This window comes from Flavobacterium sp. IMCC34518 (assembly GCF_027111095.2).
In the GTDB taxonomy this organism is placed as follows: domain Bacteria; phylum Bacteroidota; class Bacteroidia; order Flavobacteriales; family Flavobacteriaceae; genus Flavobacterium; species Flavobacterium praedii.
Map to the genome: position 1 here is coordinate 3,946,412 of NZ_CP114284.2, position 22,157 is coordinate 3,968,568.

Sequence of the window (22,157 nt, forward strand, 5' to 3'; positions counted from 1 at the left end):
CTATTTTTGAAGAAGGAATAATTTTGTATTTTGAATTTAAAAATAGGAGTAAGTTCTTGGTTTTGAAGAAGAATTTAGTTGTAGTAGATTTCTAATGCGGAATCTGGGTTTAATTAAAATTTATCAATATCCAAGTCCCAATTTAACGTATCGCTGTACCACAATTGACCTTGAGAAACTTGCAAAGGGCAGTCAAAATTATTAGTATATAATGCACCTGTTCCCAATCCTTGCGGCATAGTATTGTTAAGCAAAAAAGTCCATTGCGCGATAGCATTCAAGCCAATATTACTTTCCAATGCAGAGGTTATCCACCATCCAATATTAAGCTTTTCAGCCAAGGTAATCCACTCTTGAGTACCGCGGAAACCACCCACAAAACTAGGTTTCAAAATGATGTATTGAGGCTTTATTTTGAGTAATAATTCTTCTTTTTCAGCAACTGTAAACACGCCTATTAGTTCTTCGTCCAAAGCAATAGGAAAAGGAGTGGTTCTACACAGCTCTGCCATACTGTCAGTGTTGTTTTTTTGAATAGGTTGCTCTATACTATGTAACTTAAATTCAGATAGTTGATTTAATTTATATAAAGCTTCATTCGAATCAAAAGCACCGTTAGCATCGACTCTAATTTCTACTTGCTCTGGACTGAAATATTGCCGAATATAACGCAATAATTGCAATTCTTTATCGAAATCTATGGCACCAATTTTGAGTTTAATGCATCGAAATCCATCAGCTAATTTCTCCTCGATTTGTTGTTTCATAAAAGTGGCTGAACCCATCCAAACCAATCCATTTATAGCAATCGATTTTGTACCGTTTGTGAAGTCTGATGGAAAGAGTAAAAAAGGATTTTTACTAGCCAAAGACTGGAATGCCATTTCGACTCCAAACTGTATGGATGGAAACTCTAACAAGGCCTCCCAAAGTTGATCTTTACCAAGATGAATATTAGCACACGTCCATTGCAATTTATCTTCATAATCGGGACGGTCGTCAATACTCAACCCTCTCAAAAGACCACACTCACCTATTCCCTTTTTACCGTCTTGCTCCAAAACAATAAACCAAGTTTCTTTTTCGGTCATCACTCCACGAGAAGTTCCGGATGGGCGTTTGAAATTTAATATGTATTTGTGGTAGGTTGCTTTCAAAGTGAATAGTTAATAGTGAATAGTTAATAGTGAATAGTTAATAGTGAATAGTGAATGGTTAATAGTGAATGGCGAATGGAAAAACAAATGTAATGTTAAGTGAGTTTCTTAAATCTTAAATAAGAAATTCCAATTAATAAAATTCCTAAAAGGATTATAAAAAAAAAACAAGTATGTTGGCCATTCATTAAAAATAAACATTTTAAAGTTTAAAATTATTCCAACTGAAAAAACAAAAAATCCTATAAATCGTATGATCAAATTTATTTTTTTCATGATTTATTGTTTAATCTTTCCATACTACTTACTATGCAAAACCAAATAAACTAATTACTCCAGTAATTTCAATACTCTTTCAAAATCTTCACTCTGAATTCCCGCTTTCTGAAAAGCCTTGAAATCCTGTTCGGTTTTTTGAACCCAACTCAAACTATCAGTAACGTTTTGATTTTGGTATTTCTTGTATATTTTTTTGGCTTCTTTGTAATTGTCATTTAACAAATAGGCATGCGCCAAATTCAATTGCAACAATAACTCTGTACTATCCAGTTTTTCGCCGTCTTGAAGATACTTTAATGCTTTTCCGTATTGCTTGGTCAATAGATAACAGCTTCCAATTGCACTATAATCTAAAACCATAGCTTTACCATCGTTTACAATTACCCCTAATTTTTCAATTGCATCCCCATATTTGGCTTTTTTTATCAAAAGTGATGCTTGAGTACGCAAATCAGCATAAACAGCACTAGAGGTGCTTGTTTCACCAAAACAACTGCTTCCTGAATCTTTAAAAGCTTTGGATCGCTCTACTGTCAATAGCTTTTGAAACTCCTGATATTTGTACTTCGTTTGAATTTTATCCAAAACACAAACGCAAAAATCATCAGAATTAACCATTTTTTGAGCCAAGCTGGATGTTTTGCATTGGTCAATAATATTTTTTCGGTTATCCAGACTCCAGCCTCGGCTTAGTTTTTTATCTACCCAAGGTACAACTTCCAAAATGATTTTTTGGTTCATGATCCAGTTTTTGCTTTCAAAACCAAACCACAACGCATTTCCATTAAGACACTTTGATTTTTCGATTGAAAGACGTTTGGCGTCTTTACTGACTGGTTCGTCCTGAACCAAACAGGATTCCATTGTTTTTCCTGAATCTTTGTATTCTAAAGCCAATTTATCGGATGAAAAAATAGCATAGGTACATTTATCATCTCCAGATATTTTGGACAATACAAAAACAGCTCCAGCTGAACCTTGACTAATTCCAGTAGGATCGGGAATTGATTTCAGAACCGAAACCAAACTGCCGGCCAATTGCTGATTTTCGTCCAAAAGAGTGATTCTATAAACAATCTCGGTAGTTCCAAGGGGTAAATCTTCGGTTTTTATGACGATTCGGTCTCTGGCGGAAACCTTGATTTCTTTGGTTGTCGATCTGTCTTTGTCCCAGTAACCGTCTTGTTGAGCAAATGCAAGTGTTGTAAATAGAAGTGTAATGAAAGAAAGAAGCTGCTTGGTCATTATTAAAAAAGTTAATCTGGTTTTAGAAAAATGATCTTGAAATCCGGTATGCCCTAGCCCTGATAGCAGTAAAAATCCTTGTGAGCCGGGGTTCGGCTCACAAGATTGAAACGAATAGCAGGAAATAGCTCCTAATTATTATAATTCGATAAAACTTCCGATTTCGAGCAACATCAAGTCTTTTCCTTTATCAAAGAATTTTTTGATGGCTTGCTCGTGATTGATTTCGATATAACCAAAAGTATCGTAGTGAATACCAAGAATTTTATCACAGGCCACAAAATCGGAGGCAATAATAGCATCTTCAATATCCATGGTGAAGTTATCGCCGATTGGCAAAATAGCTAAATCGAGTTGGGTTCGCATCGGAATCAATTTCATATCCATAGTAAGCGCGGTGTCACCAGCAATGTAAATGTTTTTGTGTTCGCCTTCGATTACAAAACCGCCTGGATTCCCACCATACGTTCCATCCGGAAAAGAACTGGAGTGAATCGCGCTTACATATTTTAGTTTTCCAAAATCGAAATTCCAGCTTCCGCCGTGATTCATTGGGTGTGTTTGAAATCCTTTTTTACCGTAATAACCAGCAATTTCAGCATTCGAAACAATCACCGCATTAGTTCTTGACGCAATGTATTCGACATCGAGAATATGATCGCCGTGAGCGTGTGTTAAAAGTATAAAATCGGCTTTCAGATCATTGATATTAATATGTGAAGCCTTTGGATTGGCCGAAATATAAGGATCTACAAGAATGTGTTTGCCACTAACTTCGATTCCCAAAGAGGCGTGACCGTAGAATGTTATTTTCATTTTAGTATACGTTTAAAAATGTTAGAAAATACTACTTTGATTATTTTTTGAAATTACTTATCGTCCTCCCAAGAAAACATTCACAAAAATATCCGAAATCAAAGAAATCATGCATAACGATAATAATATCGAAAGTAAAAAGGTGCTTAACGCTACTTTCTTTAATTCGGGATCTAATAATTTTGGATCTTGATTTTTGGATACTGTAATTAAATGTTTTGTCAACGGAATATATGCTAATAAAAACAAATATTGATCAAAACGAAAATCACTTAATATGCCAAATGCAACAACCGAAATCATAGCAGAAACAATTAGGAAATAATGGTATTTTTTGGCTTTTTCGGCTCCCATTTTTACCACAACGGTATTCTTACCTGCTTTAGCATCTGAGGCTTGGTCGCGCATATTATTCAAATTCAAAACAGCGACACTCAATAATCCAATTGCCGTAGCTGGCAAAATAAGTATTGAATCCAATTGTTTAGAATACAAGAAATTAACCCCCAAAGTACTCACTAAACCAAAGAATACAAATACAAAAATATCACCATATCCTTTGTACCCATAAGCTGAATTACCTACGGTATACCGAATTGCAGAAATTATAGCCATAATTCCAAGAGCTAAATAGAACAAAGAATACACAAGATTTGTTTCTCCAAAAGCAACATAAATCAAGAACACTGCTGAAAACAAAGTTAATATTGATGTAATTACCAAGGCACGTTTCATTGCTTGAGGTGTTATCACACCACTTTGTATGGCGCGTTTTGGCCCTACTCTATCTTCATTATCCGTTCCCTTTATTCCATCACCGTAATCATTGGCAAAATTAGAAAGTACCTGTAAACCTAAAGTGGTCAACAGAGCAAATGCAAATATTTCCCAATTGAAAACATCTGTTGGAGTCAATACATTTTCGGTAGGGTTTGCCAAAGCATACATACTTCCTACGATTATTCCAGAAACTGACAATGGTAACGTTCTTAATCTTGCGGCTTCAATCCAGTGTTTCATTATATTGTTTAATTTGTTTAAAAGTTTAAATAAAGACTTCTAATCTCTATTTTCTATTCTCTAACTTCTTTTCGTTACATCCAATTACTATCGGAAGTTTCCATTTCGTACAACCAAAGATTGACATATTGTTTTATAGCTGTAAAATTACCCAATTGAAAACTAATATTCCCTCCTGCGGTATGCAAAGTTAAGGAACCAATATTAATATTTTTATGCCAAAAGAGTTGAGAAGTTGTAATCGCCTGAATTTTACTGGGTATAATAATTTTATTTGTCACATCCCAAGCACCGCTTTGCAGAATTATAAAATCATAATTAATATAAAGACGATTGTTTTTGAATATAAAGAGCTGAATTATTCCAATAAAAACAACAAATAACAACACAAAATAATCAATAGTTGGCAATTCTTCCATTAGCAAATCTCTAACAAAATAAAAGCCTAACATTGGTAATCCGATTGTTAAAAAAACAGAAAAACCAAGTTTTCTAAAATTAGGTTTGAGCATTATTCCTTTTTCGGGAATCTTTTGAAACAATAATTTTAAAATCGCATCTTTTTCCAGTTTGTCACAACCGGGAATTTCGATAGCGAGTTTGTGATCTTCTTTTTCTCCACCAGTTGCTTGTTTGATTTTAAGATGCAGTACATTCAACTTCTTTTGAAAAAAATTCTGAGTAATACTTGTAATTTGAACCTTTTCGGGTTTTAAGATCGTACTTTTAGTATTCAACAAGCCATAAGAAAGCAATAACGATCCTTTTTGCCGCGCAATTTTATAATCAAAATAGGTAAAAATTGTTTTAACCAAATTAATAACAATAACAGCCAAAAAGAAAATGATAAAAAATATCAAAAATGCAGTAGCAACTTGGCTTTTGTCCACATAATCTTCGATATTTTCATCGTGCAAAACATCTCTTCCAGTTATTTGCTTGATATGATCGAAAAGTGTAAAAAAGAAAGCCAGTAATACAAAAAAGCTTTTTATATAGTTTGAAGTAATTCCAATTTTCAATAAACTTAAAAAACCGATTTCTATAAACGGAACTTCAGAATCAGCAGCTTTATCAATTAAAATTTCATCTGAAGTGTTAATTGAATCCTCTATATTTGCAATTTTTTTATTTTCATTCTCTAATAAACGGGCTTTTAAGTCCAATGCCAATTCGTGTGAAATAGCTCTGATATCTCCTTCTTTTTTATTGGAACCAGCCGTATCAACAGCCAATTCATAAACACCTACCAATCGCTGTATTAATGACTGATTAATATTTACTTGTTGAATTTTATAAAGTTGTATCGTTGTTTTAGTTTTATTGAAAATGCCTTCCGTTATAATAAACTCGTTATTTTCATGATCGATATAAAAGGTAAAATTCAAATATCTTAAATAAGAAACAATTCCGATTACGGCAAAAACAGCTATAGTCCCTACCAATAAATACCCTTTATTGATTTGATCAAATTTAAAAATCCAAATCACTAAAATTGGCCATAAAGCTTTGGCATATCCTTGAAGCGAATAAACAAACATTACAAAAATCCCAACAATAGATTTTCGTTGTGGCTGATTGAAATCGGCTCCCATTACAATTGTTTTTGAATTTTACCCATCAACAATTGTTTGATGTTTTCGGCTTGTTCTTTGGCAATTCCAGGGATTTCTATATCACTGGAAGAACCTCCAGCAGTGAAAATTTGAATTTTGGCCAACCCAAAAAAACGAGAAATCAACCCTTCATGTAAAGCCACGTGCTGTACTCTATTATAAGGAATTACAAGTGTATTAGTAGCAATTATCCCATGTCTGAATAACACATCATGAGTTCTAAATGCAAAACCTTTTTTCTTAAAACTTATTCTCGAAAAGAACAGAACCAAAAGTACTAAAACACCAAAGCCAATACTGATTTCCAAAAGAAAGGCTAAAAGCTCTATATTAAAAAATAAAACAAATCCAACTCCTGTCCCAATAATCAAAAAAAATACAGCTAGGTTTATCAATGTTACTTTCCAATAATCAGGATGCAAAACAGATAATGATACATCTTCAAATTTAGGAAGTTGAGTAGTATCAATAGTTTCGTTTGTGAAGTCTTCCATTTCTTTTTTTCTAAATAAATATAAAATTTAAGGTTTCAAATCGCAAAACTTGAAACCCTTAAACTTTTAAACATTTTAAACTCTCTTATTTTAAGGTAACCATTTTTTTTCAAAATTCGGTTTGCGTTTTTCAAGGAATGCATTTCTACCTTCTTTGGCTTCTTCGGTCATATAGGCCAATCTTGTTGCTTCACCGGCAAATACCTGTTGCCCCACCATACCATCATCAGTTAGATTCATAGCAAATTTAAGCATTTTGATAGCCATAGGTGATTTTCCAAGAATTTCCTGTGCCCATTCGTAAGCTGTATCTTCCAATTCTGCGTGTGGAATAACGGCATTCACCATTCCCATATCCATTGCTTCCTGAGCAGAATAATTACGTCCCAAAAAGAAAATTTCACGGGCCTTTTTCTGTCCTACCATTTTGGCAAGATAAGCAGAGCCATATCCTCCATCAAAACTAGTAACATCGGCATCAGTTTGTTTAAAGATAGCATGTTCTTTACTAGCCAAAGTCATATCACAAACTACGTGCAAACTATGTCCTCCACCAACAGCCCAACCTGGAACTACAGCAATAACAACTTTTGGCATAAAACGTATTAAGCGTTGCACTTCAAGAATATTCAATCGATGTTGACCGTCATCACCCACATAACCTTGGTGACCACGAGCGTTTTGATCTCCACCACTACAAAAAGAATACACTCCATCTTTTGACGAAGGCCCTTCAGCTGAAAGCAAAACCACTCCAATAGATGTATCTTCTTGCGCATCATAAAAAGCTTGATACAACTCAGATGTTGTTTTGGGTCTAAAAGCATTGCGTACATCAGGTCTATTAAAAGCAATTCTGGCAACACCATTGCATTTTTTATAGGTTATATCTTCAAATTCTTTGGCCGTTATCCAATCCATTCTATTTATTTTAAATAATTATAGTGTAAAAATAAGGCATTTTTTATATTTCTAAAGTATAAAATATTTTTTAATTGATTCAAAACGTTTGGGCGTGCCACCATTAGAAAAAGGAGGCAAATATACATACTAATTATAGGCCTCCTTTTCCTAATGCTGTCGTGCTGTTCGCGTTACTTCGGTAACTTGCTTCCATCACTCACGCGTGCACAACAACTTTAAGAATAGCGACAAAATTATTATCATAAATTAAAATACTATTTAACTTACGATAATATAATATTTAAGAAAGGCGACGAATCGAGCAAGGCGACACGTCGTACCTATAAAACAAAAAACCCTTCATCTTTTGATGAAGGGTTTTTAAAAAGAAAGGCGACGACATACTCTCCCACATAACTGCAGTACCATCTGCGCAGGCGGGCTTAACTACTCTGTTCGGGATGGGAAGAGGTGAGCCCCGCCGCAATAACCACCTTAAGAGGTTACAATTGCTTTGGGCAATCATCTATAATTAACAATTGATAATTCACAATTCATAATTATAGTAATATCTTAACATACTGAGATAAAGAATATAAAAAGTATTAGAAAGTTTCTTCTCCCGACCGGAGTCGGGAGAAAAGGTGTACATAAGCTTACGGGTTATTAGTACTACTCGACTATGACATTACTGCCTTTACATCTATAGCCTATCAACGTGGTCATCTCCCACGACCCTTAAAAGAAATCTCATCTTGTGGTGGGTTTCGCGCTTATATGCTTTCAGCGCTTATCCCTTCCAAACGTAGCTACTCTGCGATGCTCCTGGCGGAACAACAGATACACTAGAGGTTTGTCCAATTCGGTCCTCTCGTACTAGAATCAGATCCACTCAAATTTCTTGCGCCCACAGTAGATAGAGACCGAACTGTCTCACGACGTTCTGAACCCAGCTCGCGTGCCACTTTAATGGGCGAACAGCCCAACCCTTGGGACCTTCTCCAGCCCCAGGATGTGACGAGCCGACATCGAGGTGCCAAACCCCCCCGTCGATATGAGCTCTTGGGGGAGATCAGCCTGTTATCCCCGGCGTACCTTTTATCCTTTGAGCGATGGCCCTTCCATGCGGAACCACCGGATCACTATGCTCTACTTTCGTACCTGATCGACCTGTATGTCTCTCAGTCAAGCTCCCTTATGCCATTGCACTCTACGCACGGTTACCAAGCGTACTGAGGGAACCTTTAGAAGCCTCCGTTACTCTTTTGGAGGCGACCACCCCAGTCAAACTACCCACCAAGCAATGTCCCCCGCAATCGCGGGGTTAGGCCTCAGATAAACAAAGGGTTGTATTTCAACAATGACTCCACAACGCCTAGCGACGCCACTTCACAGTCTCCAACCTATCCTACACATCATTTATCCAAGGTCAATACTAAGCTATAGTAAAGGTGCACAGGGTCTTTTCGTCCCACTGCGGGTAAACGGCATCTTCACCGTTACTACAATTTCACCGAGCTCATGGCTGAGACAGTGTCCAGATCGTTACACCATTCGTGCAGGTCGGAACTTACCCGACAAGGAATTTCGCTACCTTAGGACCGTTATAGTTACGGCCGCCGTTTACTGGGGCTTCATTTCAATGCTTCTGATTGCTCATAACATCTCCACTTAACCTTCCAGCACCGGGCAGGTGTCAGGCCCTATACTTCATCTTACGATTTTGCAGAGCCCTGTGTTTTTGATAAACAGTCGCCTGGACCTCTTCACTGCGGCCTCTGATCACTCAGAGGCGACCCTTCTCCCGAAGTTACGGGTCTATTTTGCCTAATTCCTTAGCCATGAATCTCTCGAGCACCTTAGGATTCTCTCCTCGACTACCTGTGTCGGTTTGCGGTACGGGTACTTATAATCTGAAGTTTAGAGGTTTTTCTTGGAAGCCCTTAGGTGTACTATCTCTTTGTCCGAAGACTCCGAGTACTATCGTATTTCCCCAAGCCGCGTGGATTTGCCTGCGCAGCCTATAGGTAGGTACTTCAACGAACTATTCCGTCAGTTCGCGACACTTTCATCACTCCGTCACCCCATCACAATTATAACTAGTACGGGAATATTAACCCGTTGTCCATCGACTGTCCCTTTCGGGTTCGCCTTAGGTCCCGACTAACCCACAGCTGATTAGCATAGCTGTGGAAACCTTAGTCTTTCGGTGTGCGGGTTTCTCGCCCGCATTATCGTTACTTATGCCTACATTTTCTTTTCCAGCCGGTCCAGCATACCTTACGATACACCTTCAACCCTGCTGGAATGCTCCCCTACCACTTAGAGTAAACTCTAAATCCATAGCTTCGGTAATATGTTTATGCCCGATTATTATCCATGCTCGTCCGCTCGACTAGTGAGCTGTTACGCACTCTTTAAATGAATGGCTGCTTCCAAGCCAACATCCTAGCTGTCTGGGCAGACAAACCTCGTTCTTTCAACTTAACATATATTTGGGGACCTTAGCTGATGGTCTGGGTTCTTTCCCTCTCGGACTTGGACCTTAGCACCCAAGCCCTCACTGCACGGAAACATTATATAGCATTCGGAGTTTGTCAGGAATTGGTAGGCGGTGAAGCCCCCGCATCCAATCAGTAGCTCTACCTCTATATAACTTTGCGCCGTGCGCTGCACCTAAATGCATTTCGGGGAGTACGAGCTATTTCCGAGTTTGATTGGCCTTTCACCCCTACCCACAGGTCATCCGAAGACTTTTCAACGTCAACCGGTTCGGACCTCCACACTGTGTTACCAGCGCTTCATCCTGCCCATGGGTAGATCACACGGTTTCGCGTCTAACACTACTGACTAAAGCGCCCTATTCAGACTCGCTTTCGCTACGGATCCGTGGCTTAACCACTTATCCTTGCCAGCAACGTTAACTCGTAGGCTCATTATGCAAAAGGCACGCCGTCACCCCACAAAAGGGCTCCGACCGCTTGTAAGCGTATGGTTTCAGGATCTATTTCACTCCGTTATTCACGGTTCTTTTCACCTTTCCCTCACGGTACTGGTTCACTATCGGTCTCTCAGGAGTATTTAGCCTTAGCGGATGGTCCCGCCAAATTCAGACAGGGTTTCACGTGCCCCGCCCTACTCAGGATACCACTATCTATTACACTTATTACTTATACGAGGCTATCACTCTCTACGGCTCTACTTTCCAGTAGATTCTAATTCTTTGTGCATAAAATATCGTGGTCCTACAACCCCAACATTGCCGTAACAACATTGGTTTGGGCTAATCCGCGTTCGCTCGCCACTACTTACGGAATCACTTTTGTTTTCTTCTCCTCCGCCTACTTAGATGTTTCAGTTCAGCGGGTTTGCCCACCTATCGGTGTACTATGTCTTCAACATAGTGGGTTGCCCCATTCAGGTATTTACGGATCAATGCATGTGTGCTGCTCCCCGTAACTTTTCGCAGCTTATCACGCCTTTCATCGCCTCTGAGAGCCAAGGCATCCCCCATACGCCCTTATTTTGCTTATTGTACCAACATTCATTTAAGAATGCCGTTTTGTTTCGTTCTCTCTAATAAATTAAAGAAAACTGCTTTCTACTTTTTATTATTTCTTATCTCAATATGTCAATGAACTTTTTTCTAAGTGAGTCGTTTTTAGTGAGTAGTGATTAGCCTAAACTAATTACCATTCACTCTTTACTATTCACTACAATAGTGGAGAATAACGGAGTCGAACCGTTGACCTCCTGCGTGCAAGGCAGGCGCTCTAGCCAGCTGAGCTAATCCCCCAATTTAATTATGAATTGTGAATTATGAATTATGAATTGTTGTAATTCGTAATCTTTCAACCCTAGAATTTCCTTTCAATCTATGTTTATGAACTTTTCAATTCGTAATTCGTAATTTACAAATTCGTAACTGTTTTGTTGTCTCGGACAGACTCGAACTGTCGACCCCTACATTATCAGTGTAGTACTCTAACCAGCTGAGCTACGAGACACTCTTTTTTCTTTGATTTAAAGATTAAATGATTTAAAGATTGAACCATTCTTGCGAATTTTTTAATCTTTAAATTTTTAAATTTTTAAATCTTTCAATTATTTTTTTAAATTAACAGCAAGAGTAATATAACCTTAAATCTGTAACCAATAGTCTCTTCGTCTTCTTTCTTTAGCGTGTCTTTCAACTAACACTAAAGCTCTAGAAAGGAGGTGTTCCAGCCGCACCTTCCGGTACGGCTACCTTGTTACGACTTAGCCCTAGTTACCAGTTTTACCCTAGGCAGCTCCTTGCGGTCACCGACTTCAGGCACCCCCAGCTTCCATGGCTTGACGGGCGGTGTGTACAAGGCCCGGGAACGTATTCACCGGATCATGGCTGATATCCGATTACTAGCGATTCCAGCTTCACGGAGTCGAGTTGCAGACTCCGATCCGAACTGTGACCGGTTTTGTAGATTCGCTCCTGGTCACCCAGTGGCTGCTCTCTGTACCGGCCATTGTAGCACGTGTGTAGCCCAAGGCGTAAGGGCCGTGATGATTTGACGTCATCCCCACCTTCCTCACAGTTTGCACTGGCAGTCTCGTTAGAGTTCCCGACATGACTCGCTGGCAACTAACAACAGGGGTTGCGCTCGTTATAGGACTTAACCTGACACCTCACGGCACGAGCTGACGACAACCATGCAGCACCTTGTAAATTGTCTTGCGAAAAAACTGTTTCCAGTCCGGTCAATCTACATTTAAGCCTTGGTAAGGTTCCTCGCGTATCATCGAATTAAACCACATGCTCCACCGCTTGTGCGGGCCCCCGTCAATTCCTTTGAGTTTCATTCTTGCGAACGTACTCCCCAGGTGGGATACTTATCACTTTCGCTTAGCCACTGAGATCGCTCCCAACAGCTAGTATCCATCGTTTACGGCGTGGACTACCAGGGTATCTAATCCTGTTCGCTACCCACGCTTTCGTCCATCAGCGTCAATCCATTAGTAGTAACCTGCCTTCGCAATTGGTATTCCATGTAATCTCTAAGCATTTCACCGCTACACTACATATTCTAGTTACTTCCTAATAATTCAAGTCTAGCAGTATCAATGGCCGTTCCACCGTTGAGCGATGGGCTTTCACCACTGACTTACTAAACCGCCTACGGACCCTTTAAACCCAATGATTCCGGATAACGCTTGGATCCTCCGTATTACCGCGGCTGCTGGCACGGAGTTAGCCGATCCTTATTCTCACAGTACCGTCAAGACATTACACGTAATGTTGTTTCTTCCTGTGCAAAAGCAGTTTACAATCCATAGGACCGTCATCCTGCACGCGGCATGGCTGGATCAGGCTTGCGCCCATTGTCCAATATTCCTCACTGCTGCCTCCCGTAGGAGTCTGGTCCGTGTCTCAGTACCAGTGTGGGGGATCTCCCTCTCAGGACCCCTACCCATCGTAGCCATGGTAAGCCGTTACCTTACCATCTAGCTAATGGGACGCATGCTCATCTTTCACCGTTGTGACTTTAATAGTTCAACCATGCGGTTGTACTATACTATGAGGTATTAATCCAAATTTCTCTGGGCTATCCCTCTGTGAAAGGTAGATTGCATACGCGTTACGCACCCGTGCGCCGGTCTCTCATTCCGAAGAACAATACCCCTCGACTTGCATGTGTTAAGCCTGCCGCTAGCGTTCATCCTGAGCCAGGATCAAACTCTTCATCGTATATTGTGCGCTTAATTAATTAAGCTATTATTATGCGACTCCAATTCTAGTGGTCTATTCTCAAATCTTTCGATTCTATTACTCTTATTCTTTTGTTTTAACATCTCTGTTAAAACGGCTGTCAATTCAATATGTCTAGGAACGTATTCTTATAGTTTAATCCGCTTTTCGTTGTCTCTCAAAGCGGGTGCAAAACTAACAATTCTTTTTGTAACTGGCAAGAACTTTTTGAAGTTTTTTTGAAAAATATTTTTCTCAGTTTCTTCTCTTTTCTTATCAGCCTCTCAAGGAACGTTGCGCGTTTAGCGGGGTGCAAAAGTAACATACTCTTTTAATTCCCACAAGCTTTTTTTAATCTTTTTTGAAAATAAATCTTCTTTGTGATTTTTATTACTTGTCAGTGTTTTAAAGAACTTAGTCGCTGTTGCGGGTGCAAAAGTAGACCCTTTATCCCTTTAAACAATGACTTTTTTGAGGTTTTTTTGATTTATTTTTTAATCTATTGGTATATTGTGCTTTATACAACCCCTTTTTTATCAAATCCATCGTTCTTACTGAAAATTTTAGGCCCTTTTTACGGTTTTATTACTTTTTGTGCCTTTTCAGAAGGGATTAATACCAGATGTATTGCCCTTTTTACCGCTTGTTAGTACTACTCTTTGTTCCTGGTTGTATTCGCCTGGGTTTTACTAATAGACTTTTATCACTCTTTGGGACGCGGATTTAACGGATTCGCTAATGCGAAGGCACGGAGGATCGCGGATTTATATTCCCTTCCTTAATATAAAGTGGTCTTTGTACCTCTCTATAGCTGTGTCCTATTAAAAAATACAGTTCTCGCAAAGGCGCGAAGGCGCAAAGAAAATTGTTCTAAACTTGGTGCCTTGGCATCTTGGCGAGAAAAACAAAGCTTAACTTAATCTAATTCGGCGCGGTGGGACGCGGATTTGACGGATTCGCTAATGCGAAGGCGCGGAGGAGCGCGGATTTTTATTCCCTCCTTTATATAGTGGGGCTTTTATAGCTGTGTCCTATTAAAAATATAGGTCTCGCAAAGGCGCGAAGGAGCAAAGAAAACAGTTCTAAACTTGGCGCCTTTGCTTCTTGGCGAGAAAAACAAAGCTTAACTCAATCTAATTCGGCGCGGTGGGACGCGGATTTGACGGATTCGCTAATGCGAAGGCGCGGAGGAGCGCGGATTTTTATTCCCTTCCTTTATATAGTGGGGCTTTAATAGCTGTATCTTATTATAAAATATAGGTCTCGCAAAGGCGCGAAGGAGCAAAGAAAACAGTTCTAAACTTGGCGCCTTGGCATCTTGGCGAGAAAAACAAAGCTTAACTCAATCTAATTCGGCGCGGTGGGAAGCGGATTTTATTGATTCGCTAATGCGAAGGCGCGGAGGAGCGCGGATTTTTATTCCCTCCTTTATATAGTGGGGCTTTTATAGCTGTATCTTATTATAAAATATAGGTCTCGCAAAGGCGCGAAGGCGCAAAGAAAAAAGTTCTAAACTTGGCGCCTTGGCATCTTGGCGAGAAAAACAAAGCTTAACTTAATCTAATTCGGCGCGGTGGGACGCGGATTTTATTGATTCGCTAATGCGAAGGCGCGGAGGAGCGCGGATTTTTATTCCCTCCTTTATATAGTGGGACTTTTATAGCTGTATCTTATTATAAAATATAGGTCTCGCAAAGGCGCGAAGGCGCAAAGAAAATTGTTCTAAACTTGGCGCCTTGGCGTCTTGGCGAGAAAAACAAAGCTTAACTCAATCTAATTCGGCGCGGTGGGACGCGGATTTTATTGATTCGCTAATGCGAAGGCGCGGAGGAGCGCGGATTTTTATTCCCTTCCTTAATATAAGGTGGTTTTCCTAGCTCTGTATTGCTGTGTCCTATTGATAAATACAGTTCTCGCAAAGGCGCGAAGGCGCAAAGAAAACAGATCTAAACTTGGCGCCTTGGCGTCTTGGCAAGAAAAACAAAGCTTAACTTAATCTAATTCGGCGCGGTGGGAAGCGGATTTTTATTCCCTTCCTTAATATAATGTGGTCTTTGTACCTATCTATAGCTGTGTCCTATTAAAAAATATAGGTCTCGCAAAGGCGCGAAGGCGCAAAGAAAACTGTTCTAAACTTGGCACCTTGGCGTCTTGGCGAGAAAAACAAAGCTTAACTTAATCTAATTCGGTGCGGTGGGAAGCGGATTTTATTGATTCGCTAGTGCGAAGGCGCGGATTTTCTTTGCTTCTTCTTTACCTAATATATTTAGGTATTGTTTTTTTTTCATGAATACGATCTCGTGAAAACGAATGTCCTAGCCCTGATAGTAGTGGAAATCCTTATGAGCCGGTGTTCGGCTCATAAGATTGAAGCGGATAGCAGGTTTAAGCTCCTTGTAATAAAATTTCTAATGAACACAAAAAAAAAGACAACTACTGTAGTAATTGCCTTTTTTGATTTTATTTGGAATGCCAACTTTTTAATGATTTGCTTTTTCACTCCAAGTATTAACCAACTTATCAAAATCTATTGGCTGAGCGGGTTCTTGTTTTCTAAGTCGACCCGACTCAAATCCATTTACCAATATCGTCTCTATTAAATAATCCTCATTGACTTCATAAGGCTTATACTTTAATTTCAAATCAATATTAAACATACTAGCAGCCGTATTTGACCAAAATGCTTTCCAACCACTTTTAAGATTCCTAATCAAGTCATATGTTGTGGTTCCTGTTTGCCTATCAATTAATTTAACCAAGATTTGACCTTGTTTTTTGGAGAGTTTTTTCAACCTGACCTCAAACTCATTGGTTAAATAATCCTCAACTATTTTGAAGTATTTTTTTTTGTCCCTATTATTGGTAAACTTAGCCATACCTCTATTTAAGGAAGTCAGTCTTTCGGATGCAATTCTGGCATAGGGATATGTTGCATAAACTCTTCTTTGTAATAAAAGGAACTGTTTTTTATCCTCATCACTCATTTTGTGTCTTTCTATGACTAATTCTGGAAGCACAATGGTGTCCCCAAAAATACTATCGGCTTCTGTTAAAACATAACCCATTGGAATATTGTCCTTTTTTGTGTCTTGAGCATTAACAGACAATGTTAGGAAAAAAGTAAAAACTAAGATTTTATAAAAGTTCATGAAAGAATATTTTTAACACAAAATTATACATTAAATATAGAAGTATAAAGACAAATTTCTAATTTAGCGAAAAAATAATTTATATGAGTACTGAATCAATATTGAAAGCATCGTCTATAACCTTTTTGGAGAAATATTTGAACAACGCCTCCCCTACTGGCTTTGAAAGTGAAGGGCAAAAAATATGGATGGACTATCTAAAACCTTACGTAGATACTTTTATTACGGACACTTATGGAACTGCTGTAGGCGTTATTAACCCTCATGCTGCTTATAAGGTAGTTATAGAAGGTCATGCCGATGAAATTGCTTGGTATGTGAACTATATTACTGACGAGGGAATGGTTTATGTAATTCGTAATGGAGGCTCAGACCATCAAATTGCGCCATCGAAACGCGTAAATATTCACACAAAAAACGGAATTGTTAAAGGCGTTTTTGGCTGGCCAGCTATTCATACCCGAAATAGAGACAAAGAAGAAAATCCAAAGATTAGCAATATTTTTATCGATTTGGGTTGTGAAACAAAAGAAGAGGTTGAAAAAATGGGAGTTCATGTAGGTTGTGTAATTACCTATCCTGACGAATTCATGATTATGAATGAGAATAAATTCGTTTGTCGCGCCATTGATAATAGAATGGGAGGATTTATGATTGCCGAAGTGGCTCGTTTATTACATGAAAACAACATTAAACTTCCTTTTGGTCTATACATTACCAATGCAGTTCAAGAAGAAGTTGGTTTGAGAGGAGCCGAAATGATTACTCAAACGATAAAACCAAATGTTGCCATAATTACAGATGTTTGCCATGATTCAACTACTCCGATGATTGACAAGAAAATTGAGGGGGATACTAAAATTGGTAAAGGACCTGTTGTTACTTATGCTCCTGCTGTTCAAAATAACTTGAGAGAATTAATACTAGATACAGCTATTGAAAAAAATATTCCGTTTCAACGTTTGGCTTCCTCAAGAGTTACAGGTACAGACACAGACGCTTTTGCCTATAGTAATGGTGGTGTAGCTTCGGCATTAATTTCACTGCCTTTGAGATATATGCATACTACAGTTGAAATGGTACACCGTGAGGATGTCGAAAATGTAATCAAATTGATTTATGAAACGTTACTGAAGATTGAAAACAACGAAACCTTTTCGTATTTTAAATAAAAAAGAAAGCACCATCTTAAAAATGGTGCTTTTTTTTGATAAGTACTCTTTTTAAATTTTTAGATAAACATTTTGTAGATAAATTATTAAATATAAAATCATTTTAAACCTATTTTAACTACTACGAAAACAATTGCTAAAAAAGTAAAAAAAGGCACCGTGAAATTGATCTATTTAACCAATTAGTCCTATTTCTATTGTAAATTTGCGAAGACTTTTAAAAAAAAATTTCATTATGGATGTTGAAATACTTGCCCGTATACAATTTGCTTTTACAATAGCTTTTCATTATATCTATCCACCTCTTAGCATAGGAATTGGATTGATTATGGTAATAATGGAAGGACTTTACTTAAAAACTGGAAATAAAGATTATGAAATTTTAACCCGTTTTTGGATTAAAATATTTGCTTTAACTTTTGGCATAGGTGTTGCTACAGGAATTATAATGGAGTTTGAATTTGGAACCAATTGGGCAGTATATTCCAGATATGTAGGTGATATCTTTGGTAGTGCCTTAGCTGCCGAAGGATTATTTGCTTTTGGTCTAGAAAGTACTTTTCTAGGAATATTGCTATTTGGATGGAATAGAGTAAAACCATGGGTACATTTCATATCTACCTTAGGTGTGTTTTTAGGTTCGATGTTCTCTGCAGTTTGGATAGTAGTCGCCAATTCTTGGCAACAAACACCTGCAGGCTATCATATTGTTGGTAAAGGATTGCATGCCCGTGCCGAAGTAACCGATTTTTGGGCAATGGTTTTCAACCCTTCAAGTGTTGATCGAATCATTCATACTTGGCAAGGTGCTATTTTGGCTGGAGCTTTTTTGGTTTTAAGTGTTCATGCCTACTACATTAGAAAAGGTCGTTATATCGAAATATCTAAAAAAGCATTCAAAATTTCCTTAGTTGTTGCTACTTTATTTTCATTAACCCAATTGATTTCAGGCCACAGTACAGCTGATGGAGTTGCTGTGAATCAACCGGCGAAACTAGCTACAATGGAAGGTCATTTTCAAAAGGACAAACCTGCTGATTTATATCTTTTGGGCTGGGTAGATAAAGAAAATGAAAAAGTTACTGGCATTGGAATTCCAGGAGGCTTATCTTTCTTGGTTCACCAAGATTTTAAAGCTCCAATAAAAGGGTTAAACAATTTCCCTGTTGAAGACAGGCCTAGTCAAATAAATGCTGTTTTTCAATTTTATCATATTATGGTAGCTATAGGAATGGCTTTAATTGGTCTTACATTATACTCTTGTTTTTTATGGTGGCGTGGTAGATTATTTGAAACCAAATGGCTGTTATGGATATTCTCCTTTGCGGTTATTTTACCACAAATTGCCAATCAAGTGGGTTGGTTTACTGCCGAAATGGGTAGGCAACCTTGGGTAGTTTACGGACAATTACGTACTAGCAAAGCTTTTTCGCAAGAAGTTGCTTCCAACCAAATCATATTTTCATTGGTTATGTTTACAGTTGTATATTCGCTATTGTTAGCTTTGTTTTTATACACCGTTAACAAAAAAATAAAACACGGGCCTTATGATGAACCTAAAGAAGAGGTAAACTTCAATTTTATATAAACTAAAGATATGGAAACTTTTTTAGGAATTGATTATCCAACATTATGGTATTTAGTAATCGGATTGCTTTTTTCTGGTTATGCTATTTTAGAAGGTTTTGATTTTGGTGCTGGAGCTTGGCATTTATTTTTCAGAAAAGATTTAAGCCGAAGGATTGCAATAAATGCTATTGCCCCGGTTTGGGATGCCAATCAAGTTTGGTTAATTATTGGAGGAGGAGCATTATTTGCTGGATTTCCTGTAATGTATGCTACCATGCTTTCGGCAATGTATGTTCCTTTTATGCTTTTTTTGATGCTAAATGTACTTCGTGCAGCTGCGATTAAATTTAGAAGTGTTGAAGAAATGATTTGGTGGAGAAAAAGCTGGGATATAATTTACAGCGTTTCCAGTATTCTTATAGCTTTTTTGCTTGGAGTTGTTTTAGGCAATATTTTACAAGGATTTGCTTTGGGTTCTAATTTTAGTTATCACGGAGGCATATTCTTTTCATTCTTAAATCCCTATGCAATAATGGTTGGATTCACAACTCTATCCATTTTTATGACACAAGGTGCTATTTATCTTTTACTAAAAACTGAAGGCAGATTGCATGAGCGACTTACATTTTTACTTCAAAAAGGAATGATATTTTTTATCATAAGCTTTGGAATCACAACACTTTATACATTGGTTTTCATTCCCGAAGTGACAGCTAACTTTAGAGCTAATCCGCTTTATTTTGTTGTTCCTGTTATATCATTTTTGGCTGTTGCCAATGTCCCACGATTAGTATCCAAAAAAGAATATATGCTGGCATTAGTGTTTTCATCTTTGACAATGGCCTTTTTGCTTATTCTTGTTGCACTACAATTGTATCCTACACTTTTAATTTCTACAATTGACCCAAAATATAGTGTAACCATTTATAATGCAGCTTCATCTCAAAAATCATTAGGAATAATGCTGACAATTGTTGCCATTGGAGCACCTTTATTGGCGGCTTATTTTTTCTTTTTGTACAAAACATTCAATGGAAAAGTACAGCTAGATGATACCAGTTATTAAACCAAACTAATCCTTAAATCTATAAATGAAATACATCTATCTACTGTTAACCCTATTTACGTTAACATTTATCTGGTCAATTATAAATCCGAAAGAAGAATTTACTTGTTTCTTGGAAATTATTCCTGCAATAATTGGGATTTTGATCTTGACTTTGACATTTAACAAATTTAGATTTAGCAATTTTACTTATACTTTAATCTTATTTCATTGCATTATACTCTTTATAGGAGGACATTATACCTATGCCGAAGTTCCTTTTTTCGATTATATCAAAGAGGTGTTTCATCAAAGTAGAAATAACTATGATAAGGTTGGTCATTTTGCCCAAGGTTTTGTACCAGCTATGATCATTCGTGAATTATTTATTCGAAAAAAAGTAATTGCTAACCAGAGCTTTTTCAATTTTATAATTATTTGTATTTGTCTGGCTATCAGTGCTGCTTACGAATGGATTGAATGGTTTGTTTCTATTGCCACTGGTGAAGGTGGAGATGCATTTTTAGGAACACAAGGTTATGTATGGGATACCCAATCGGATATGTTGTTTGCGACAATTGGAGCTACTGTTGCTTTACTTTTATTTTCAAAAACACAAGACAATCAACTTAGAAATATAATTTGAAATTTATAAAAAAAGCATCATTATACGCTTAATAATGTTGCTTTTTTATAATCCCCATAAAGCTTTTATCTTAAATTTGTTAACTATTTAATTCATTCCGACAAATCTTTTGGAGTAAACTGTATCCTTAATAATTGAACTTTTATTGATTTTTCTAAAATCCAACGGACTCACTTCATTGGTTTGAGTACTTTCAATAATCAACTCCATTTCAGCAATTTCATCTTCAATAGTTCTTTCGATATAAAGAGGAAAAATTACGTTTGAACCAGTATTCTCTATAATTAAGTCAGATTGTGCTATAATCTTCTTCATTGATTCCTCATAAGCTATAAATTCTAAATCATCTGAAGTTGTATTTTCTATTATTTTATCGTCTTCCTCTATGGTTTCTTTCACCGTTTTACGATTATAAGAAATAACATTTTCTGGATTAAACTCTTCTGCAACTTCAATTAAAGAAGGTTTTATTATTTTCACTTCTTCATTTGGAACAATTATTTCATTAGTCTCTACTAAGACAGCTGTTTGAAATAAATTAAACGATTTACTGACCACATTTTTTGCATTACAAACATTAGTTAAAGAAAGTAATGAGATTCCTAATATTAAAATTGAATTTTTCATGATTGATTGATTGATTGATTGATTGATTGATTGATTGATTGATTGATTGATTGATTGATTGATTGATTGATTGATTGATTGATTGATTGATTGATTAAAATGAAGCATCAACATCTTAGATGATGCTTCATTTGATTATTTTAAGAATGTTTTAATAACACGATTGCATCATTTGCATTTGATAATTCTGCATATTTTAAAGCCGTAAAGCCATTCTCATCTTTTTCATTAAGATGAGCTCCTTTTGAAATCAGAATTTTAATAATTTCAACTTTATTGTAACGAGCTGCTATCATTAACGGGCTCATCCCGTTTGATTTTTCGTTTACATCTGCCCCATATTCAATAAATTTTTTCACCGCCTCGAGATCACCTTTACTAATTGCAACACTTAATGGCGTTGTTCCTTCATAAAATTCAATTGTATTTTTGCTATTGAATGTTTTTAAATTTGAAGCTAAAGAAACATTTGCAAAAGCTACCAGAGCTACTCCTAAATAAACGATTGATTTTTTCATAATAATTGATTTTGATTGATTAATTTTTAATTGATGTTATGGGATATAAATTCATATAATAATATCCTATGCAAATATATATCTTAAAAAAGGTATCATGCATCACATAGTACTTAATTTTAACATTTTTTTAACTTTATCAGTCTTTTTATTGATTAAATGAAAATGAAATAAAT

The 22,157-nt window shown here is 37.1% G+C and carries 14 protein-coding genes, 2 tRNA genes and 3 rRNA genes; 4 read left to right on the forward strand and 15 right to left on the reverse strand.

Going from position 1 to position 22,157, the window contains the following annotated elements:
• Positions 1 to 113: 113 nt before the first annotated feature.
• The 13 genes from OZP06_RS16930 to OZP06_RS16990 all read right to left on the reverse strand — a co-directional run bounded on the left by OZP06_RS16930 (position 114) and on the right by OZP06_RS16990 (position 16,404).
• On the reverse strand, positions 114 to 1,157 hold the full coding sequence (locus tag OZP06_RS16930) for an o-succinylbenzoate synthase (RefSeq protein ID WP_269222905.1): 1,044 nt from the start codon (positions 1,155 to 1,157) through the stop codon (positions 114 to 116).
• Between the two features lie 330 nt (positions 1,158 to 1,487).
• Complete coding sequence (locus OZP06_RS16935; protein ID WP_269222906.1) at positions 1,488 to 2,681, reverse strand: tetratricopeptide repeat protein; 1,194 nt, start codon at positions 2,679 to 2,681, stop codon at positions 1,488 to 1,490.
• Positions 2,682 to 2,819: 138 nt separating this feature from the next.
• Positions 2,820 to 3,497: a metal-dependent hydrolase gene (locus OZP06_RS16940; protein ID WP_269222907.1), complete on the reverse strand. Its 678-nt coding sequence runs from the start codon at positions 3,495 to 3,497 to the stop codon at positions 2,820 to 2,822.
• Between the two features lie 57 nt (positions 3,498 to 3,554).
• Entirely contained in the window at positions 3,555 to 4,517 is a 963-nt protein-coding gene (menA, locus tag OZP06_RS16945) for a 1,4-dihydroxy-2-naphthoate octaprenyltransferase (RefSeq protein WP_269222908.1), read from the reverse strand.
• Between the two features lie 74 nt (positions 4,518 to 4,591).
• Entirely contained in the window at positions 4,592 to 6,112 is a 1,521-nt protein-coding gene (locus OZP06_RS16950) for a PH domain-containing protein (RefSeq protein WP_269222909.1), read from the reverse strand.
• On the reverse strand, positions 6,112 to 6,627 hold the full coding sequence (locus OZP06_RS16955) for a PH domain-containing protein (protein WP_269222910.1): 516 nt from the start codon (positions 6,625 to 6,627) through the stop codon (positions 6,112 to 6,114). Before OZP06_RS16955 ends, OZP06_RS16950 begins: the two co-directional genes overlap by 1 nt.
• A 90-nt stretch (positions 6,628 to 6,717) precedes the next feature.
• Positions 6,718 to 7,548, reverse strand: a complete 831-nt coding sequence (locus tag OZP06_RS16960) for a 1,4-dihydroxy-2-naphthoyl-CoA synthase (protein ID WP_264564202.1) — start codon at positions 7,546 to 7,548, stop codon at positions 6,718 to 6,720.
• Positions 7,549 to 7,918: 370 nt separating this feature from the next.
• Positions 7,919 to 8,028: ribosomal RNA gene (gene rrf, locus OZP06_RS16965) — 5S ribosomal RNA — on the reverse strand.
• Positions 8,029 to 8,176: 148 nt separating this feature from the next.
• Positions 8,177 to 11,065, reverse strand: a 23S ribosomal RNA gene (locus OZP06_RS16970).
• Positions 11,066 to 11,252: 187 nt separating this feature from the next.
• A tRNA-Ala gene (locus OZP06_RS16975) sits at positions 11,253 to 11,326 on the reverse strand.
• 137 nt (positions 11,327 to 11,463) lie between these two features.
• Positions 11,464 to 11,537, reverse strand: a tRNA-Ile gene (locus OZP06_RS16980).
• Between the two features lie 204 nt (positions 11,538 to 11,741).
• Positions 11,742 to 13,255, reverse strand: a 16S ribosomal RNA gene (locus tag OZP06_RS16985).
• Together the 16S, 23S and 5S rRNA genes with 2 tRNA genes alongside form the textbook arrangement of a ribosomal RNA operon.
• Positions 13,256 to 15,735: 2,480 nt before the next feature.
• A complete protein-coding gene (locus tag OZP06_RS16990) occupies positions 15,736 to 16,404 on the reverse strand; it encodes a DUF4294 domain-containing protein (protein WP_281324011.1) in 669 nt (222 codons plus the stop codon).
• 83 nt (positions 16,405 to 16,487) lie between these two features.
• Between OZP06_RS16990 and OZP06_RS16995 the strand changes: the two genes are divergently transcribed.
• The 4 genes from OZP06_RS16995 to OZP06_RS17010 all read left to right on the forward strand — a co-directional run bounded on the left by OZP06_RS16995 (position 16,488) and on the right by OZP06_RS17010 (position 20,836).
• The gene (locus OZP06_RS16995) at positions 16,488 to 17,576 is read left to right on the forward strand and encodes a M42 family metallopeptidase (RefSeq protein ID WP_269222912.1); all 1,089 of its coding nucleotides are present in this window, start codon (positions 16,488 to 16,490) and stop codon (positions 17,574 to 17,576) included.
• A gap of 235 nt (positions 17,577 to 17,811) precedes the next feature.
• Positions 17,812 to 19,164, forward strand: a complete 1,353-nt coding sequence (locus OZP06_RS17000; protein WP_269222913.1) for a cytochrome ubiquinol oxidase subunit I — start codon at positions 17,812 to 17,814, stop codon at positions 19,162 to 19,164.
• A gap of 9 nt (positions 19,165 to 19,173) precedes the next feature.
• Positions 19,174 to 20,211, forward strand: a complete 1,038-nt coding sequence (gene cydB / locus OZP06_RS17005) for a cytochrome d ubiquinol oxidase subunit II (RefSeq protein WP_281239615.1) — start codon at positions 19,174 to 19,176, stop codon at positions 20,209 to 20,211.
• A gap of 25 nt (positions 20,212 to 20,236) precedes the next feature.
• Positions 20,237 to 20,836 (forward strand): DUF2238 domain-containing protein, encoded by a 600-nt coding sequence (locus tag OZP06_RS17010; RefSeq protein ID WP_269222914.1) that lies wholly within the window; start codon positions 20,237 to 20,239, stop codon positions 20,834 to 20,836.
• An 87-nt stretch (positions 20,837 to 20,923) separates the two neighbouring features.
• Here the strand turns inward: OZP06_RS17010 and OZP06_RS17015 are convergent, their stop codons facing one another.
• Positions 20,924 to 21,463, reverse strand: coding sequence for a hypothetical protein (locus OZP06_RS17015; RefSeq protein ID WP_281324012.1), 540 nt, complete (start codon positions 21,461 to 21,463; stop codon positions 20,924 to 20,926).
• Between the two features lie 140 nt (positions 21,464 to 21,603).
• The gene (locus tag OZP06_RS17020; protein ID WP_269222916.1) at positions 21,604 to 21,981 is read right to left on the reverse strand and encodes an ankyrin repeat domain-containing protein; all 378 of its coding nucleotides are present in this window, start codon (positions 21,979 to 21,981) and stop codon (positions 21,604 to 21,606) included.
• Positions 21,982 to 22,157: the final 176 nt, after the last annotated feature.

Coding starts and splice junctions, on each gene's coding strand:
- OZP06_RS16935 (WP_269222906.1), bottom strand. CDS start 2,681: ATGACCAAGCAGCTTCTTTCTTTCATTACACTTCTATTTACAACACTT.
- OZP06_RS16940 (WP_269222907.1), bottom strand. CDS start 3,497: ATGAAAATAACATTCTACGGTCACGCCTCTTTGGGAATCGAAGTTAGT.
- menA (WP_269222908.1), bottom strand. CDS start 4,517: ATGAAACACTGGATTGAAGCCGCAAGATTAAGAACGTTACCATTGTCA.
- OZP06_RS16950 (WP_269222909.1), bottom strand. CDS start 6,112: ATGGGAGCCGATTTCAATCAGCCACAACGAAAATCTATTGTTGGGATT.
- OZP06_RS16955 (WP_269222910.1), bottom strand. CDS start 6,627: ATGGAAGACTTCACAAACGAAACTATTGATACTACTCAACTTCCTAAA.
- OZP06_RS16960 (WP_264564202.1), bottom strand. CDS start 7,548: ATGGATTGGATAACGGCCAAAGAATTTGAAGATATAACCTATAAAAAA.
- OZP06_RS16990 (WP_281324011.1), bottom strand. CDS start 16,404: ATGAACTTTTATAAAATCTTAGTTTTTACTTTTTTCCTAACATTGTCT.
- OZP06_RS16995 (WP_269222912.1), top strand. CDS start 16,488: ATGAGTACTGAATCAATATTGAAAGCATCGTCTATAACCTTTTTGGAG.
- OZP06_RS17000 (WP_269222913.1), top strand. CDS start 17,812: ATGGATGTTGAAATACTTGCCCGTATACAATTTGCTTTTACAATAGCT.
- cydB (WP_281239615.1), top strand. CDS start 19,174: ATGGAAACTTTTTTAGGAATTGATTATCCAACATTATGGTATTTAGTA.
- OZP06_RS17010 (WP_269222914.1), top strand. CDS start 20,237: ATGAAATACATCTATCTACTGTTAACCCTATTTACGTTAACATTTATC.
- OZP06_RS17015 (WP_281324012.1), bottom strand. CDS start 21,463: ATGAAAAATTCAATTTTAATATTAGGAATCTCATTACTTTCTTTAACT.
- OZP06_RS17020 (WP_269222916.1), bottom strand. CDS start 21,981: ATGAAAAAATCAATCGTTTATTTAGGAGTAGCTCTGGTAGCTTTTGCA.